The sequence below is a fragment of the Anaeromyxobacter dehalogenans 2CP-C genome (assembly GCF_000013385.1).
Taxonomy (GTDB): Bacteria; Myxococcota; Myxococcia; order Myxococcales; family Anaeromyxobacteraceae; genus Anaeromyxobacter; species Anaeromyxobacter dehalogenans_B.
The window spans coordinates 3,296,909-3,313,790 of sequence record NC_007760.1; the positions used below are offsets into that span (position 1 = coordinate 3,296,909).

Genomic DNA, 16,882 nt, shown 5'->3' on the forward strand with positions numbered 1-16,882 from the left:
GGCGCGGTTGCGCGGGAGCCGAATCGCGAATAGCGTATTCGCGTTTCAGCCCACCCGTTCCGCAGGAGGCCGCCCTTGGCCGGCGAGCAGCCCACCCCGACCCCCGCCCCCGCCGATCCCTTCGCCGCGCTCGACGCCACCGCCCAGGCCGCGCTGGTGCGCGAGGGCCGCGCCACGCCGCTCGAGCTGGTGGACGCCGCCCTCGCCCGCCTCGAGCGCCTCGCCCGCCTCAACGTCGCCGCCGCGGTGGACCCGGAGCGCGCCCGGCGGGCCGCCCGCGAGGTCCGGCGCGACGCGCCGTTCGCCGGCGTGCCGTTCCTCGTGAAGGACATGCTCCCGTACCCGGGGCTGCCGTTCGGCGCCGGCTCGCGGCTCCTGGCCGGCCGGCCCTCGCCGCCCGCGCCCGGCCTCGCGCGCGCGTTCGACGAGGCGGGCCTGATCGTGATCGGCAAGAGCACCACCTCCGAGTTCGGCGTGCTCGGCACCACCGAGACGCTGGCGTGCGGCGCCACGCTGAACCCGTGGGATCCGTCGCGCTCGCCGGCGGGCTCGTCCGGCGGCGCTGCGGCGGCGGTGGCCGCGGGGATCGTCCCGGTGGCGCACGCCTCCGACGGCGGCGGCTCGATCCGCATCCCGGCCTCGGTGTGCGGCCTGTTCGGCCTGAAGCCGAGCCGCGGCCGGCAGCGCGACGCCGGGATCCCCATGGACGCGCCGCTGGCGGCGATCGTGGTGGACCACTGCGTCAGCCGCTCGGTCCGCGACGCCGCCGCGCTGCTCGGCCTGACGCAGCGGCGCGATGACGCCGCGCCCCTCCCTCCGCTCGGTCCCGAGGCGCTCGCGCCCGCCGCGCGCCCGCGACGGCTCCGCATCGGCGTGTACGAGCGGACCGCCTTCGGGCGGCTGCCGGCCCCCGAGATCCGCGCCGGGCTGGAGGCGGCCCGCCGGCTCTGCGAGCGGCTCGGCCACGAGACCCTCGAGATCGCGGGTCCGCACTTCGACGCGGCCGGGATGCGCGAGGCCATCTTCCACCTGTTCGGCGCCGCGCTGCTCCCGGTGGTGGAGCAGGTCCGGGCCGCCGCCGGGGAGGACGCGCTCGATCTCGTGCTCGAGCCGTTCACGCTCGAGCTGGTGGGCCGGGCCGAGGCCGCGGGCCCCGAGGCGATCGCGGCCGGGCGCGCCACGCTCGAGGCCGCCGGCCGCGACGGACTCGAGGTCTTCGCCGGGCTCGACGCCGTGCTCAGCCCGACGACCGCCGTGCTCCCCTTTCCGCTCGGCACGCTGTCGCCGCGGCACCCCGCCGACCGGAACCTCGCGTTCACGGAGGACCTCGCCGGCTACACCGCCATCCACTCGCTGAGCGGCGCGCCCGCCATGTCGGTGCCGCTGCACTGGACGGCCGGCGGCCTGCCGGTGGGGATGCAGCTCGCGGCCCGCCCCGGGGACGAGGAGCTGCTGCTGCAGCTCGCGTACGCGCTGGAGGAGGCGGCGCCCTGGAAGGATCGCTGGCCGCCGGTCTCGGCCGTGGCCGCCGGGGAGGCCGCGTGGCGCAGCGCCTGAAGGAGGACGTGCGCGCCCGCCTCGTGGACGCGGCGCGCTCCGAGTTCGTCCGGAAGGGCTGGCGCGGGGCGCGCCTGGTGGACATCGCCGCCGCGGCGGGCGCGTCCATCGGGAACGTGTACCGCTACTTCCCGGACAAGGAGGCGCTGCTCCGGGCCGCGGTGCCGCCGGAGCTGGCGGGGGAGCTGGTGCGGCTGCTCCGCGCGCGGGTGCGCGCGCTCGGCGCGATGGGCGACTGGCGCCTCGGCGACGCGACCGGCTCGGAGCGCGCGGCCGCGCTGCTCGCGTTCTGGATCGCCCATCGCCGCGAGGTGGTGGTGCTGCTGGGGCGGGCCGAGGGCTCGCCGCTCGCCCACGTCCGCCCGCTGGTCGCCGCCGAGCTGACGCGCGCCGCGGCGCGCTACCTGCGCGACCACTCGGAGCGGCCGGTGCCGCGCGAGACCCGCTTCGTGCTGGAGCGGATCTTCGAGGGCACGCTGGGGATGATCGTGGACGTGCTGGCCGCGCACGAGACGCCGGAGGAGATCTCCGCGGCGTTCGGCGCGTTCTGGCGGTTCCAGCTCGCCGGGCTGCAGGCGCTGCTCGCGCCGGCGCGCCGCCGGGCGGCGCCGCGGGTCGCGCGCGCCCCCTAGGCAGCGACGGCCTGGCCGCGGCCCACCGGCTCGCACGCGAGGGCCGCGCCGCAGGCGGCGGGCTCGAGCGCCTCCACCACGGCGGGCGCGCGGCGCTCCGCCGGGGCGGGGGTCGCCACCGGCTCGCGGCACTCCAGGCGGACGATCCGTCCGTCGTCGTCGTGGTGCACGACGCACACGGCGGCGCGGCGGCCGGCCTGGAGCGAGGACTCGGGCAGCGCGAAGTGGCGGGCGTAGTCGCGGAGCGAGAGCGCCTCGCCGTCCGCGAGCGCCTTGCGCGCCGGGAGGCCCTTCCACACCAGCAGCGTGCCGGAGGTCCCGACCAGCGCCACCACGGAGCTGGGGAGATCCCCGGCCGTCCCGCTCGCCACGAGCTTCACCAGCACGGGCGAGGAGCGCATCCCGAGCTCGGCGATGGCGCGGACGACAGGCACCCACAGCCACAGCCAGGCGCCCCACATCACGGCGGTGGAGGCATCGGAGAGCAGCCGCTGGTACCAGGCCAGCCGGTGACGCGCGTTGATGATGAGTGATCCGCTCATGTCCATCCTTCGCCTTCGCTGCGGCGCGCCTGCTGCTCCGCTTCCTGCGGTCTCCGTCCGCCGGGCCGGCCCGGGGGCCGCAAGGGGACGTGCCGGCACCCCGGTCTATTCAAGGGCGGAACCCTCGGTCCGGGCTGACCCAGCGCGCCCGCGAGCCGCGGCGCCGCGCCAGGACCTTCGGGTAGGCCACCACGGTGGCCGCGCAATTTATCACCCAGAATACGAAGGGATACCAGATCATCCAGAAGAGGTTCCGGAACAGCCCGCGGTCGTACCGGCTGTCGAGCCAGGTGCTGAACGCGAACTGGGCCAGGCAGGTCGCGCCCAGGATGACGCCGCTCTGCTGCAGCCCCAGCGGCGACCCGACCGCAGGGAGGACGCCCCCCGGCAGCACCAGGCCGATCAGCCAGAGCGCCGTGACCAGCACCATGGCGTACGACCAGGCCACGCTGACCACCATCTCGACGAGCAGCGGCCACAGCGACCGCTGCGCGGGCTCGAGCGCCGCGTCGATGTTCTTGAGCAGCACCTGCGCGCCGCCCATCGCCCACCGCAGCCGCTGCTTCCACAGGCCCCGCAGCGTCTCGGGCATCAGGATCCAGGTGAGCGCCCGCGGCTCGAAGCGGACGTCCCACCCGGCGCGCTGCAGCTTCCAGGTGATGTCGATGTCCTCGGTGAGCATGTCGGCGCTCCAGTAGCCGACCTGGTGCACCGCCGACTTGCGGAACGCGGTGATCACGCCGCTCACCGTGAAGATCCGGCCGAACACCCGCTGCGCGCGCTTGATGATGCCGACGATCGACGAGAACTCGCCCACCTGGACGCGGCCGAGCAGCGTGGAGCGGTTGCGGATGCGCGGGTTGCCGGTCACCGCCGCGACGTCCGGGGACTCGACGAAGTGCCGGACCAGCCAGTGCGCGGCGTTCGGGTCGAGCAGGGCGTCGCCGTCGATGCAGACGAGGATCTCGTGCCGCGCGAGCAGCGCGCCCGCCTGCAGCCCCATCGCCTTGCCCTGGTTCTCCGCCAGGTGCACCACCCGCAGGCGCGGGTCGCGCGCCGCCACCCGCTCCAGCACCGCGCCGGTGTCGTCGGAGCTGCCGTCGTTGATCGCGACCACCTCGAAGTCCGGGTAGTCGAGCGCGAGCGCGTGGCTCACCGTCTCCTCGGCGTTCTCCCCCTCGTTGTACGAGGGGATGAGGACCGTCACCGGCGGCCAGTGCGGCAGCGGCGGGGGCAGGTCGAGGGCGCGCTCCGCCCGCTCGAAGCGCCAGTAGAACAGCGCCGCGCCGGTCATCCAGAGGAACGACATGAACAGCGGGTAATAGAACACGAAGGCCAGCAGGCCGTGCCACGCGCTGTCGAGTGTGGCGGTCACGCGGGCGGCCTCAGCGCACGGCGGGGGCGTTCGGCTTCGAGTCGAGCACCGGCTTCAGGACCCGCGGATCCGGCTGCCCGGCGAACAGCGCGTCGGGGTAGTAGCCGACGTGCATGACGCCCATCGCGTACAGCGACCGGATGGTGTCGGCGAGCTCGTGGCTGGGGATGGGCTTGTTGCCGTCGCGCCAGTCCACCGCCTGCAGCTCGAACACCACCTTCTTCATCGCGTCGCGGTACTCGACCGCCCGCACCAGCTCGTGGAAGAAGGCCGCGTGGTCGGCGGCCTTCTCCATGTACGGCATGGCCATGATGGCGGTGAAGTCGTAGCGGGCGATGGAGTTGTCGAGCGCCTGCGAGTACCAGACCTCCGCCTTGGGGTTGAGCGCCACGCGCGCGTAGAGGTTGCGCGCGACCACCAGCGCGGGCTGCTGCGCGCGCACCACCGCGGCGGTCTCCATGGCGAGGTCGTCGATGGCGTTGATCTTCAGGATGGTCCAGCGGCCCAGCAGGTCGTCGCTCCGGCGGATCTCCTCGACGCTCCCGGGGAGGCCCCAGGCCCGGTACTGCGCCAGCGCCGCGGGGCTGGCGTCCTCGAAGTCGGAGAGCGTGGCGTCGTCGTGGAAGAGCAGCCCGTCGAACGCGGCCGAGCGCGCCAGGTCCTGGTACAGCTCGCGGATGGCCTCGCGCGCCCGGGCCGAGAACGGCGACAGGCGGTGGTACCCCATGTTGACGCGGTCGGTGCGATCGCCGGCCAGCGTCACCACCTGGTCCTGCGCGGCCGGATCGGCCTTCGGCAGCTCCCAGGCCAGCAGCGGCATCCACGCGTACAGCCGCTTCACCGGCGTGCGCGTCCGGATCTGCCAGGCCACGCGGTTGAACAGGTCGGCGCGCATGGGCATGCGGCGGGACGGGAAGTACACCGCGTCCGCCGAGCCGTTGCCGTCCGGGTCCGAGAACGCCTGCAGGTAGACCGCGTTCACGCCCATGGCGGCGATGCGGTCGAGCAGGTGGCCGAGGTTGCGCTCCTGCTGCGCCGGGTCCGGGTCGTACACGTAGTCCAGGTCCACGTGCATGATCTTCTGCGGGCGGTCGTTGTCGGAGAGGTCGGCGTTGCGGATGGCGATCTCGCGCTCCACGTCCCAGAGCGCCATCCCGCCCTCGACCAGGATCCGGCGCAGGCCCCACAGCGGCGTGTCGCGGGTGTTGGCGCCGTCGTCCAGCGTCAGGCCGACGCGCATCCCGAGCCGCTCGGCGGTCTCGCGCGTGGTCGCGTTGTAGCGCCCGTACGGCCAGGCGACCACGCGCGGCGCCCGGCCGGTGTTTCGCCGGATGAGCGCCACGCTGCGCTCCAGGTCCGCCTGGATGCGCCGCCGGTAGGTGGCCTCGTCCTCGTAGCGCCGCGCGCCGGGCTCGTAGCGCCGCGTGGTCCCGGCCGGCTCGAGGTTGCCCTGCGGGTTGCCCGGGATGCCCTTGTGCAGGTCGAAGCTGTGGCTGCCCACCTCGACGAGCCCGCTCGCCGCGAGCTCGCGCAGCTCGCTCCAGGAGAGGAGCCGCTCTCGCGGCAGCTTCTTGCCGTCGAAGTCGACGGTCCCCTTCTCCTCGAGCCACCCGGCCACCACGTTGATGACCGCCGGGATGCGGAACATCTTCAGGATCGGCCAGGCGTTCCGGTAGACCGACTGGTACGCGTCGTCGAACGTGACCAGCACCGCCTTGGGCGGCAGCGGGCGGCGCCCCTCGCGCGCGGCCAGCAGGTCGTCCACCGAGACGAAGCGGTAGCCGTGGTTGCGGAGCCAGTCCATCTGCCGCAGGAAGCTCGTCGGCGAGACCGCGTACTGCGGGACCAGCGCCTCCGCGCGCTCGGCCACCTCGTGGTAGCTGAGGATGGTGAGCTCCTCCTCGGTCGCGGCCCGGGCCGGCGAGGCGGGCAGCGCCGCGAGGACGAGCAGCAGCGCCGCGGCGGGGAGTGACACGGGTCGCAGGGTCATCGGGTCGGGAACGTCGGCGGGGACGAGGAATTCCGGGCGGCGTACGGCGCTCGCCCCTTGGCGGGAGGAGGCCTCCCGCGGGCCGGCATGATCAGCAGGTTGGTTGCGAGGCGTCAAGGACGGGCGGGGACGGACGGGCAGCCGCTGGCGCGCTCCGCCGCGCTGGCCATCGGACGCCGGGCGCCGCCGCGTATTCAACGACGCGTCTGGGCCCGGTTCCGCGGCACGCGGCGCAGAGGTGGGTGATCCGGCGCGCATGTGCGGCCTGCTCCCATCGCCCGATGTCGCGGCCCCAAGTTGTCCCACGAACAAACGACGAACGCGCGAACCGGTTGGCGGGAACCGCGCTCCACACCCTCTGCCGGCGGGGCGCCCGGCATCCACACGAGGGGTGAAGGTCGAGGTCCCATGAGACGAGGCATCATCCTGGCCGCGGTCGCGGCGGGCGCGTTCGCGTCCGCCTGCGGCGGCGGCTCCGGCGCCGACGCGGCCAGCGCCGCCGACGCAGCCCGCAACGCGGCGACCGGGGTCGCCGGGACGGTCCGCGACACCGCCGGCGCGCCCATCGCCGGCGCGGTGGTGAGCGACGGCCAGCGGTCCGCCACGAGCGCTTCCGACGGCTCCTACGCGCTCGCCGAGCGCGCGGGCACGGTCACGCTCACCGCGTCGAGGACGGGCTACGCCACCGCCACGCAGACGGTCGGCGTGCCGAAGCGCGGTTCCGTGCAGGTGGACTGGGCGCTCGCGCCCACCGCGCCCCCGCCGCCGTCGGGCGGCGCGTACCGCGTGTTCGCGAACAACGACCTCGGCATGCACTGCGTGGACCGGAGCTTCGCGGTGTTCTCGATCCTGCCGCCGTACAACGTGGTGAACGCGCAGGTGGTGGCGCTCCAGGCGAGCGGCAAGCCGGTGCTCCTCGACGCGTCGCAGGTGGACCTGCGCTACGCGGCGATTGCGGACGCGACCGGCTCCGTCAACTCCACCAGCAAGGGCAAGACCGACTTCTGGACGTACGCCGCCGCGCTGTACGGCGCCGCGCTGCCAGAGGGCGCCGGCCTGATGGGCCTGTGGATGCCGGCCGACGCGCCCGACGCGAGCGGCACCACGCTCTCCTGGGACGCCGGCCTGGGCCTGTTCCACGCCCCGGGCATCCCCATCCTGCCCATCGACGACGCCGGGCGGACCAACCCCTACCCGCTCCTGCGCTTCTCCGCGTACGACAAGGCCGGCACCACACTCGCCGCCACCGACGTGGTGCTGCCGGTGTCGGACGAGACCTCCTGCCAGAACTGCCACGCGACCGGCAAGGTGGCCGCCTCGGAGGCGGGCATCGCCTGGTCCGCGGATCCCGACCTGGAGGCGCAGGCGCGCCAGAACGTGCTCGCGCTGCACGACGCCGAGCACGGCACCGCGCTCCGGCAGCAGGCGCCGGTGCTCTGCGCCTCGTGCCACTACTCGCCCGCGCTCGACCTCGCCGGCGCCGGACCCTCGCCGCAGCAGGCCCTGCACCCGACCATGTCGAGCGTGATGCACGGCTTCCACGCCGACAAGGTGGCCGGGCTCTGGGACGCGCCGGTCCCGGTGGGCGGGACGATCCCTCCGGCGGCGCAGCAGGCCTGCTACCAGTGCCACCCCGGCGCGCAGACGCAGTGCCTGCGCGGCGCCATGAGCTCGAAGCTCGCGTGCCAGAACTGCCACGGCGACATGGCCGCGGTGGGCGGCGCGTTCCCGCTGCTCGCGGGCGGCAGCGTGGACGGGACCGGCGACGGCGCCCCCCGCCGGCCGTGGAAGGACGAGCCGCGCTGCCAGAGCTGCCACGCGAACGACGCGGTCTCGAAGACCACGCTGGCGAGCGCGCCGCCGCTCGCGGCGGACGGGCTGCGCTTCAACGAGGCGTTCCGCGCGGGCGATCCGTCCGCGTCGCCCCTCCTCGCGTCCAACCGGCGCTTCGCCGAGGAGCCGGGGAAGCTGTACCGGCACAGCAAGGGCCACGGCGGCCTCGCCTGCGAGGCGTGCCACGGCAGCACGCACGCGATCTGGTCCGGCAACGCGAACGACGACGTGGCCGCCACGCAGCTCCAGGGCCACGCCGGCACGATCGGCGAGTGCAGCACCTGCCACCTGTCGCCGCCGACCATGGGCCTGGGCGGCCCGCACGGCATGCACCCGGTCGGCGACGAGTGGGTGCGGGCGCACGACTCGGTGGCCGAGGCGGACCTGGCCGCGTGCCAGGCGTGCCACGGCACCGACTACCGCGGTACGGTGCTCTCGCGCATGTTCGCGACGCGCACGCTGATGGGCCGGACGCTGACCGCCGGCACGCCGGTGGGCTGCTTCCACTGCCACAACGGTCCGTGACGCCGCGCCGGTGAGCAGGACGGCCGTCCCCGGCGCCGCGCCCTGCGGCGCCGGGGACGCGCCTCCTCGCACATCGACGTCCACCCGCCGCGCGCGCCGCACACCGGCCGCGCGCGAGCTTCACGGACGGTCTGCTATGGTGCGCGCTCCAACCTGGAGCGCACATGGCCCTCGACCCGCGTCTCGTGTCCCCCAAGGAGAAGCCGCTCTTCGTCGCCGGCGCGATCTTCTCCGGCCTCGTCTGGCTGGTCGCCGTCGTCTCGATCGTCGGCCTCCTGTACGCGCTGCTCGGCGCCCTGTTCGTCCTCGGCGCGCACGCGCTGTTCCTCGCGCACGTGCGCACCAACGCGGTGCGCGTGGACGAGCGGCAGCTGCCGGACCTGCACGCGCGCGTGAAGGCGGCCGCCGCCCGCCTCGGCCTCCAGGACGTCCCCGCGGTCTACGTCATGAACGGCGGGGGCCTGCTCAACGCGTTCGCCACCAAGCTGCTCTCGCGGCGCTACGTGATCCTGCTCTCGGACCTGGTGGACCACTGCGAGGACCCGCGCCAGGTGGACTTCGTGGTGGGCCACGAGCTCGGGCACTTCGCGGCCGGGCACCTGAAGTGGAACGCGTTCCTGCTCCCCTACGCGATCGTGCCCTGGCTGGGCGCCGCCTACGCGCGCGCCCGCGAGTACACCTGCGACCGCTGCGGCCTCGCCGCCGCGGGCGACCTCGAGCAGTCGATGCGCGGGCTGGTGGTGCTGTCCGCCGGCGGGCGGATCGCGGCCCGGGTGGACCTGGCGGCGTTCGCGTCGCAGCGCCAGGAGGCGGGCGAGTTCTGGCCCACGGTGCTCGAGCTCACCTCCTACCACCCGTTCCTCTCGAAGCGCGTGGCCGCGCTGCACGAGCTGAGCGCCCCCGGCTCCGCGCAGGCCGTGCGCCGCAGCGTGGCCGGCTGGATCTTCGCGCCGGCGCTGGGCGTGCTCGGCGGCGGCGCCGGCGCGGCGCCGGTGATGGTGGTCGCGATCGTGGGCATGCTGGCCGCCGTGGCCATCCCGAACTTCGTGCGCTACCAGCTGAAGGCGAAGGACGCCGGGGCGCAGGCCGCGCTCCAGGCGCTGTACCGCGCCGAGGTGGCGGCGCACGAGAAGGAGGGCAGCTTCCGGGAGCTGCAGCTCGGCGAGGCCGCCACCCGGACGCCGGCCGCGTTCGCGGACGCGGAGCTGGCCGCCGCGCGCGAGCTCGGGTGGCAACCCCCGACGGGCGGGCACCACGTATACACGGTGGGGGTGGGCCGGACGCAGGACGGCCGGCAGGCGTTCGCGGCGTGCGCGGAGAGCGACGCCGACGGCGACGGGGTCTACGCCGCCTGGATGGTGTGGGAGCCCCTGGACGACGGCGAGGGGAACCTCATCGCGCCCGCCTCGCCGTGCCGCTTCCAGCCGAAGCTGGCGCGCGCGGCGGTGTTCGGAGAGGGCGACGCGGCGGGGGTGCCGGTGCGGGTCTCGCCGGACGACGTGTTCTAGCCGGCTCAGGGGGCGGCGTCGCGCAGCGCGCGGGCGATGGCCTCGGCGTCGGGCGCGCGGCGCGGCACCTCGAGCGGATCGCAGCGCGCCTCGGGCGGCCCGCACACCGGGCAGTCCGCGGCGCGCGCGGGCGTGAGCCACACCGACTGGTACGCGCCCTGGCCCGGCGTGTCGCCGAACACCTGCGGGTAGAACCAGTAGCCGGGCACGGTCGAGAGCGTGAGGTAGGTGGCGCCGGACGCGATCACGTCCTCCGCGAACGGCCGCAGCCCGCCCTCGCCCTCCGGCGCGAGCAGCGAGAGCGCCAGCTTCGCGGCGGCGCTCGCCACGTGCTGCACGTCGGCCGCGAGCGCGACCTCGCCCCGCAGCCGCCCGGTGCCGTAGTCCAGCTCGCGCGCCACGCGCCCCCCGGCGCGCTCCAGGCCGTGGCGGCTCCGGGTCGCGCACAGGTAGCAGGCGGTCCGGCCCGGGGCGGTGACGATCACCTCGCCCCCCCGCGCGCCCGCGTACAGGCCCACGAACAGCGCCGGGCGCCCGCGCGCGTAGGCGAAGCGGTCGAGCGCGCGCTGCGCCGCGGGATCGTCGGTGGCGGCGAGCACGAGGTCCGCCTCGCGCACCCGCGCGTCCAGCGCCGCCGGCGGGAGCGCGTCCACCGCGCACGGCTCCAGCGCCAGCGCGATCGACGGCTCCACGGCGAGCAGCCGCCGCGCCAGCGCCTCCGGCTTGGGCCGGCCCACGTCCTCGGCCGCGTAGACGGTGCGCGACAGGTTCGCGGGCTCCACCGCCTCGGGGTCGAGCAGCGCGAGCCGCCCGACCCCCGCGCGCGCCAGCAGCTCGGCCAGGTACGAGCCCACCGACCCGCACCCGGCCACCAGCACGGCGCGCTCGCGCAGCGCCTCCGGGAGCCGCGCCGCGCTCCGCGCCCGCAGCCCGCCGCGCCGCGCCTCCTCGCGCGCCTCCGGGCCGCCGTCCGCGAGCCGCGCCGTCCACCCCGACAGCCGCGCCCGCCCGGCGTCGCGCGTCAGCGCCGGCCCGCCGGGCGGCCCGTACGCGCGCCGGCGCGGGCCGGGCCCCTCCAGCACCGCCGCGAGCGCCGCGGCGAGCCGCTCCTCCTCGGCGAGCGCGAGCGGCCACGCCAGCTCGAGCTGGGCGGTGGCCTCGCCCTCGCCGCCGCCGAGCGCCACCGGCGGGAGCGCCGGGTAGTGCTCCCCCGCGAGCACCAGCACCTCGCCGCCGGCGTCGAGGCGCAGGCGCCCGGCCAGCAGCGGCCCCTCGCCCGCGTCGGTGACGAACCCCTCCGCCCGCCCGCCGCCCAGCGCCGCGGCCGCGCGCTCGAGGTCGCGGAGCAGCGGGACGGCGCGGAGCGGCTCGGGGCGGACCTCGGTGCCGCCGCCCCGCGAGCGGCGCGCGGCGAACAGCGAGAGCTTCCCGCGCGGCAGCGCGACCTCGTGCGCGCCCGGCGCGCCCGCCGGCGCGAGCGACACGACCGGCCCGAGGTAGCAGCCGAGGTGCGGGTTGTGCGCGAGCCCGGCGGCGAGCTCGCGGGCGTCCTGCGCCGAGGGCTGGTCCAGGGCGCCGGGGTGCGAGTGCACGAGGCCCTTCAGCTCCAGCCCCTCGCCGCGCTCCAGCGCGGCCACGCGCGCCCCCAGCCCCGCCGACGGCGCCCACTGGCTGGCGCTGGCGCGCGCCCCCGGATCCGGCTCGAAGCGGGTCAGGAGCGGGCGCCCCGGGGGTCCGAGCAGCGCGCCCCCGCGCTCCGGCGGATGGCCGCCGAGCTCCGCGTCGAGGGCGCGGAGGACCCAGTCGGCCACGCACCACACGCGCCGGCCCTGCGGCTAGGCGAACACCGCCGGGTGAACCTTCGAGAGCATGCGCTGCTCGGCTTCGCCCTGCTCCACGCCGATGACCACCCGGCCGTCCGGCGTCACCCACACCCGGCCGCGCGCCTCGGGCGCCCTGGGGGCGTCGCGCCGCTCGTCCCGCATCGCCTCGCGAAGTCGTTCGAGAACCGTCTGCGACATGGCTGCCTCCTCCGGTGCCCCCGCCTGCGCGGGAGGCTAGAACGGGAACCGCCCCTCGCGCGCGAACACGCTGAAGCCGTTGCACCACAGGACGCTGCGCGCGTACGCGTCCTCCAGCGAGGGCATCCCGCCGCCGGCCTCGCTCGAGAGGCACAGGCGCCCGTCGGGGAAGACGTGGCAGGCGTGGGGATCGAAGCGCCCCAGGACCTGCGGCTCGACGAGCTTCACCTGGTAGCCGCCCCCGTCGAACCAGAGGAACAGCTGGTACGGGTCGTCGAGCTCGCTGACGACGGGGAAGAGCCAGCCGCTCACCCCCTCCACGGTCAGGTACCGGGTGCTCGAGGGGAGGATCCCCTCCGCCCGCGCGCGATCGCGGAGCACCCGGCCGAAGCCGTCGACGAGGCAGGCGAGGCCCATCGTCAAAGACTTCGCCTCGCCGGGCGCGGCGGGCACCGCCCCGGGGGGAGCGGCGGCCCGGCGAGCGGGCGTCAGGCGGTGCGCTGCTCCATGGCGCTGCGGCCCACCCAGTCGCACGCGAACTGGTAGGCGATGCGGCCGCTGCGGTCGCCCTTGCGCTGCGACCAGAGCACCGCGGCCGTCTCCGCCTCTCGGGTCCAGGGCACCTTCACGCCGGTGCGCTCGCACAGCTTCCCCACCCAGCGCCGCGCCACGTCCACGTAGAGATCCTGGCTGAAGGTGTGGAACCCGACCCACAGGCCGAAGCGGCCGGACAGCGAGATCTTCTCCTCCACCGCCTCGCCGTAGTGGATCTCGCCCTCCACCATCATGGCGCCGCGGTTGTCGCTCTCGTACTCCGGCACGAGGTGCCGGCGGTTCGAGGTGACGTAGATGAGGACGTTCTCGGGGAGCGCGTACACCGAGCCGTCGAGCGCGCTCTTCAGCACCTTGTAGCTCGCGTCGCCGGGCTCGAAGGACAGGTCGTCGGAGAACAGCACGAACCGGTACGGCTCGCCCTTCACCGCGTCCACGATGCCGGGCAGGCTCACCAGGTCGTCCTTGTCCACCTGGATGATGCGCAGGCCACGGTCCGCGTAGGCGTGCAGGAGCGCGCGCACGAGCGACGACTTGCCGGTGCCGCGCACGCCCCACAGCAGCGCGTTGTTGGCGGGCAGCCCGGCCAGGAACTGCCGGGTGTTGTCCTCGAGCGCCTTCTTCTGCGGCTCGATGCCGAGCAGGTCCTCGAGGTGGATGCCCTCGACCCCGGGCACCGGCTCCATGGTCCCGGCGAAGGTGCTGCGGTGCCAGTTGGCGGCGTGGCAGGTGGCCCAGTCGATGGGCACCGCGGGACGCGGGAGGAGCGGCTCCACCGCGGCCAGCACCCGCTTCAGCCGCTCGATCAGCTCGGGGTCGAGGCTCATGCGCCCTCCGTGGGCCGGAAACGCAGCGGGGCAGGGACGCGCGCGCCCCTGCCCCGCCTCATGCCGTCATGCGCTCCGCGTCGGCTACTCCGCCTTGGCGGACTTCGTCAGCGCGCCGACCTTGTCCAGCACCAGCGCCTTGCGGAACTCGCGGTTCAGGCGGGCGATGAACTTCACGTCGATGCCCTTCGGGCAGGCGGCCTGGCACTCGTAGTGGTTCGAGCAGTTGCCGAACCCGTTCTCGGCCATCGCCTGGACCATGGCGGCGACGCGCTCCGGCGCCTCCACCTGGCCCTGCGGCAGCTCGTTGAGCTGCGACACCTTGGCGCCGGCGAACAGCATCGCCGCGCCGTTCGGGCAGGCCGCCACGCACGCGCCGCAGCCGATGCACTCGGCGGCGTCCATGGCGTAGTCGGCGGAGCGCTTCGGGATCGGCGTCGAGTTGCCGTCGGGGACGCCGCCGGTGTGGGCCGACGTCCAGCCGGCCGCCTGGATGAGGCGGTCGAGGGCGCCGCGGTCCACCATCAGGTCCTTGATGATGGGGAACGCGCGGGCGCGCCACGGCTCGAGGTAGATCGCGTCGCCGTCCTTGAACTTCCGCATGTGCAGCTGGCAGAGCGTGGTGCGCTTGTAGCCGCCGTGCGGGACGCCGTTCACCACGGCCGAGCAGGCACCGCAGATGCCCTCGCGGCAGTCGTGGTCGAAGACGATCGGCTCCTTGCCGGCCTTGATCAGGTCCTCGTTCACCACGTCCAGCATCTCCAGGAAGGAGTGATGCGGCGTGATGCCCTTGGCGTCGTAGGTCTCGAAGCGTCCAGGCTCGTTGGGACCGGCCTGCCGCCAGACGATGAGCTTCAGGTTCATCGTCCCGTGCTCGGAAGCGTGCGCGCTCATTACTTGTAGCTCCTCACCGCGAGGTGGACGTTCTCGAACTTGAGCGGCTCCTTGTGGAGCTCCGGCTCCTTGCCGATACCCTTGAACTCCCAGGCGGCCGTGTAGCAGAAGTTCGCGTCGTCGCGCTTCGCCTCGCCGTCCGGGTACTGGTGCTCGACGCGGAAGTGACCGCCGCAGGACTCCTCGCGGTGCAGGGCGTCGCGGGCGAGCAGCTCGGCGAACTCGAGGAAGTCGGCGGTGCGGCCGGCGTTCTCGAGCTGCTGGTTGAGCTCCTCACCCTTGCCGGAGACCTTCACGTTCTCCCAGAACTCCTTGCGGATGGCCGGGATCTTCTGGAGCGCCTTGGTGAGCGACTCCTTGCTCCGGGCCATGCCGACGTCCTCCCACATCGTCGTGCCGAGCTCGCGGATGAACTCGGTCACGGTCTTCTTCCCGTTGATGCCGAGCAGCTTCTTGGAGGCGCCGTGCACCTCCTCCACCGACTTCTTGAACTCGGGGTGGTCGGCCTTGACCTTGCCGGGCTTGGTGGTCGCGAGGTAGCCGGCGATGGTGTTCGGGATGACGAAGTAGCCGTCCGCCAGGCCCTGCATCAGCGCGCTGGCGCCCAGGCGGTTCGCGCCGTGGACGGAGAAGTTCGCCTCGCCGAGCACGAACAGGCCCGGGATGTTGCTCATCAGGTTGTAGTCCACCCAGAGGCCGCCCATCGAGTAGTGCGGCGCCGGGTAGATGCGCATCGGCTGCTTGTACGCGTCCTCGTCGGTGATCCGCTCGTACATCTCGAACAGGTTCCCGTAGCGCTCGCGGACCACGTTCTCGCCCAGCCGCTTGATGGAGGCGGCGAAGTCGAGGTAGACGCCGCGGCCGCCGGGGCCGACGCCGCGGCCCTCGTCGCACTGCTCCTTGGCGGCGCGGGACGCGATGTCGCGGGGGGCGAGGTTGCCGAACGTCGGGTACTTCCGCTCGAGGTAGTAGTCGCGATCCTCCTCGGGGATCTCGTTCGCCGGCTTGTTGCAGTCCTCCTTCTTCTTCGGCACCCAGATCCGGCCGTCGTTGCGGAGCGACTCGGACATGAGCGTCAGCTTCGACTGGTAGTCACCGGCCTGCGGGATGCACGTCGGGTGGATCTGCGTGAAGCAGGGGTTCGCGAAGTAGGCGCCCTTCTTGTGCGCCTTCCAGTTCGCGGTGACGCTGCAGCCCATCGCGTTGGTGGACAGGTAGAACACGTTCACGTAGCCGCCGGTGGCGAGCACCACCGCGTCGCCGACGTGCGTGCGGATCTCCCCGGTGACCAGGTCGCGGATCGTGATGCCCTTCGCCTCGCCGTCCACCACCACCAGGTCCAGCATCTCGGTGCGGGCGAACAGCTTCACGGTGCCGGCCTTGATCTGCCGGGACAGCGCCGAGTACGCGCCGAGCAGCAGCTGCTGGCCGGTCTGGCCGCGCGCGTAGAAGGTGCGGGACACCTGCGCGCCGCCGAAGGAGCGGTTGTCGAGGTAGCCGGCGTAGTCGCGCGCGAACGGCACGCCCTGCGCGACGCACTGGTCGATGATGTTGTTGCTGACCTGCGCGAGGCGCCACACGTCGGCCTCGCGGGCGCGGAAGTCGCCGCCCTTGATGGTGTCGTAGAACAGGCGGTAGATGCTGTCGCCGTCGTTCGGGTAGTTCTTCGCGGCGTTGATGCCGCCCTGCGCCGCGATGGAGTGCGCGCGCCGCGGAGAGTCCTGGTAGCAGAACGTCTCCACGTTGTAGCCGAGCTCACCGAGCGTCGCGGCCGCCGAGGCGCCGGCGAGGCCGGTGCCGACCACCAGGATCTTGAACTTCCGCTTGTTCGCGGGGTTCACCAGCTTCAGGTCGAAGCGGTACTTGTCCCACGACTCTTCGATGCGGCCGGTAGGTGCCTTTCCGTCGAGGATCACGGTGTCTCCCTTAGTTCCCGGCGATGCCGGCGAGGATGAGCAGCGGAATGGCCCCGAAGCCGACGAGCAGGATCCCGGCGAGCGTCTTGCCGACCACGCCCCAGCGCGGCAGCAGCGTCTCGTTGCTCCAGCCGAGGGTCTGCAGCGTGCTCTGGATGCCGTGCTTCAGGTGGAGGAACAGCGCGATCATCCCGACCACGTAGATCGCGGCGATCGGCACGATCCGGAACTGCTGGACCACCATGCCGAACACGTCGAAGCGGCCGAGCCCGTCCTGGCCGAGCACCAGGCCCGGGGTCACCCGCAGCGTGAACTGGAGCAGGTGGTAGACGATGAACGCGCCGAGGATGAGGCCCGTCCAGATCATCGTCTTGCCGGAGAACGTGGCCTTCAGGCTGCGCTGGACCGCGTAGCGCGTCGGGTTCGCGGCGCTGTTCTCGAGGGTGATCTGCACCGCGAGGACCGCGTGCAGCACCACCGAGAGTCCCACCACCACCCGGGTGCCCCACACCAGCGGCGCCAGCTGGTGCAGCTTCTCCGCGTACGCGTTGATGCCGTCCGGCCCGTTGAAGATCGAGAGGTTTCCGAGCAGGTGCCCGACGACGAACAGGACCATGATGAGGCCGGTCACGGCCATCACGATCTTCCTGCCAATCGAGTCCGAGAACAGTCGCATTGAGCCGTTTCCCTTCTTCGTGGATGAGCTTCCG

14 protein-coding genes are annotated in these 16,882 nt (G+C 73.8%); 4 read left to right on the plus strand and 10 right to left on the minus strand.

The genetic code is table 11. The features are described from left to right. Positions 1-75 precede the first annotated feature (75 nt). Together ADEH_RS15120 and ADEH_RS15125 are read left to right on the plus strand one after the other, a co-directional pair. Positions 76-1,557, plus strand: a complete 1,482-nt coding sequence (locus ADEH_RS15120) for an amidase (RefSeq protein ID WP_011421974.1) — start codon at positions 76-78, stop codon at positions 1,555-1,557. Beyond that, positions 1,542-2,189, plus strand: coding sequence for a TetR/AcrR family transcriptional regulator (locus ADEH_RS15125; RefSeq protein WP_011421975.1), 648 nt, complete (start codon positions 1,542-1,544; stop codon positions 2,187-2,189). The genes ADEH_RS15120 and ADEH_RS15125 overlap by 16 nt, the downstream gene beginning before the upstream one ends. Here the strand turns inward: ADEH_RS15125 and pgaD are convergent. The 3 genes from pgaD to pgaB form a co-directional block, all read right to left on the minus strand. Further along, positions 2,186-2,731, minus strand: coding sequence for a poly-beta-1,6-N-acetyl-D-glucosamine biosynthesis protein PgaD (pgaD, locus tag ADEH_RS15130; protein ID WP_011421976.1), 546 nt, complete (start codon positions 2,729-2,731; stop codon positions 2,186-2,188). The genes ADEH_RS15125 and pgaD overlap by 4 nt on opposite strands. A 109-nt stretch (positions 2,732-2,840) precedes the next feature. Continuing rightward, positions 2,841-4,106 (minus strand): poly-beta-1,6-N-acetyl-D-glucosamine synthase, encoded by a 1,266-nt coding sequence (gene pgaC / locus ADEH_RS15135; protein WP_011421977.1) that lies wholly within the window; start codon positions 4,104-4,106, stop codon positions 2,841-2,843. Between the two features lie 10 nt (positions 4,107-4,116). Continuing rightward, the gene (pgaB, locus tag ADEH_RS15140) at positions 4,117-6,096 is read right to left on the minus strand and encodes a poly-beta-1,6-N-acetyl-D-glucosamine N-deacetylase PgaB (RefSeq protein ID WP_011421978.1); all 1,980 of its coding nucleotides are present in this window, start codon (positions 6,094-6,096) and stop codon (positions 4,117-4,119) included. 408 nt (positions 6,097-6,504) lie between these two features. Between pgaB and ADEH_RS15145 the strand changes: the two genes are divergently transcribed. Together ADEH_RS15145 and ADEH_RS15150 are read left to right on the plus strand one after the other, a co-directional pair. Then, the gene (locus ADEH_RS15145; RefSeq protein ID WP_011421979.1) at positions 6,505-8,454 is read left to right on the plus strand and encodes a carboxypeptidase-like regulatory domain-containing protein; all 1,950 of its coding nucleotides are present in this window, start codon (positions 6,505-6,507) and stop codon (positions 8,452-8,454) included. A 164-nt stretch (positions 8,455-8,618) separates the two neighbouring features. After that, positions 8,619-9,962, plus strand: a complete 1,344-nt coding sequence (locus ADEH_RS15150; RefSeq protein ID WP_011421980.1) for a M48 family metallopeptidase — start codon at positions 8,619-8,621, stop codon at positions 9,960-9,962. A gap of 5 nt (positions 9,963-9,967) precedes the next feature. Here ADEH_RS15150 and ADEH_RS15155 read toward each other — a convergent pair whose 3' ends face one another. The 7 genes from ADEH_RS15155 to ADEH_RS15185 form a co-directional block, all read right to left on the minus strand. Further along, positions 9,968-11,773, minus strand: coding sequence for a ThiF family adenylyltransferase (locus ADEH_RS15155; RefSeq protein ID WP_232287296.1), 1,806 nt, complete (start codon positions 11,771-11,773; stop codon positions 9,968-9,970). Positions 11,774-11,797: 24 nt separating this feature from the next. Next, the gene (locus tag ADEH_RS15160; RefSeq protein ID WP_041453581.1) at positions 11,798-11,983 is read right to left on the minus strand and encodes a hypothetical protein; all 186 of its coding nucleotides are present in this window, start codon (positions 11,981-11,983) and stop codon (positions 11,798-11,800) included. Positions 11,984-12,019: 36 nt separating this feature from the next. Then, entirely contained in the window at positions 12,020-12,400 is a 381-nt protein-coding gene (locus ADEH_RS15165) for a hypothetical protein (protein ID WP_041453582.1), read from the minus strand. Positions 12,401-12,471: 71 nt separating this feature from the next. Beyond that, positions 12,472-13,362, minus strand: a complete 891-nt coding sequence (locus ADEH_RS15170; protein WP_011421983.1) for an ATP-binding protein — start codon at positions 13,360-13,362, stop codon at positions 12,472-12,474. An 84-nt stretch (positions 13,363-13,446) separates the two neighbouring features. Continuing rightward, entirely contained in the window at positions 13,447-14,256 is an 810-nt protein-coding gene (locus tag ADEH_RS15175; RefSeq protein WP_011421984.1) for a succinate dehydrogenase/fumarate reductase iron-sulfur subunit, read from the minus strand. Next, positions 14,256-16,172, minus strand: coding sequence for a fumarate reductase/succinate dehydrogenase flavoprotein subunit (locus tag ADEH_RS15180; RefSeq protein ID WP_011421985.1), 1,917 nt, complete (start codon positions 16,170-16,172; stop codon positions 14,256-14,258). The genes ADEH_RS15175 and ADEH_RS15180 overlap by 1 nt, the downstream gene beginning before the upstream one ends. Before the next feature lie 10 nt (positions 16,173-16,182). Beyond that, the gene (locus ADEH_RS15185; protein ID WP_011421986.1) at positions 16,183-16,848 is read right to left on the minus strand and encodes a succinate dehydrogenase cytochrome b subunit; all 666 of its coding nucleotides are present in this window, start codon (positions 16,846-16,848) and stop codon (positions 16,183-16,185) included. Positions 16,849-16,882: the final 34 nt, after the last annotated feature.

What these genes read in the sequence shown, in the direction of transcription:
- ADEH_RS15150 (WP_011421980.1), top strand. Translation starts at nt 8,619, where the DNA reads ATGGCCCTCGACCCGCGTCTCGTGTCCCCCAAGGAGAAGCCGCTCTTC.
- ADEH_RS15185 (WP_011421986.1), bottom strand. Translation starts at nt 16,848, where the DNA reads ATGCGACTGTTCTCGGACTCGATTGGCAGGAAGATCGTGATGGCCGTG.
- ADEH_RS15145 (WP_011421979.1), top strand. Translation starts at nt 6,505, where the DNA reads ATGAGACGAGGCATCATCCTGGCCGCGGTCGCGGCGGGCGCGTTCGCG.
- ADEH_RS15165 (WP_041453582.1), bottom strand. Translation starts at nt 12,400, where the DNA reads ATGGGCCTCGCCTGCCTCGTCGACGGCTTCGGCCGGGTGCTCCGCGAT.
- ADEH_RS15175 (WP_011421984.1), bottom strand. Translation starts at nt 14,256, where the DNA reads ATGAGCGCGCACGCTTCCGAGCACGGGACGATGAACCTGAAGCTCATC.
- ADEH_RS15160 (WP_041453581.1), bottom strand. Translation starts at nt 11,983, where the DNA reads ATGTCGCAGACGGTTCTCGAACGACTTCGCGAGGCGATGCGGGACGAG.
- ADEH_RS15170 (WP_011421983.1), bottom strand. Translation starts at nt 13,362, where the DNA reads ATGAGCCTCGACCCCGAGCTGATCGAGCGGCTGAAGCGGGTGCTGGCC.
- pgaD (WP_011421976.1), bottom strand. Translation starts at nt 2,731, where the DNA reads ATGAGCGGATCACTCATCATCAACGCGCGTCACCGGCTGGCCTGGTAC.
- pgaB (WP_011421978.1), bottom strand. Translation starts at nt 6,096, where the DNA reads ATGACCCTGCGACCCGTGTCACTCCCCGCCGCGGCGCTGCTGCTCGTC.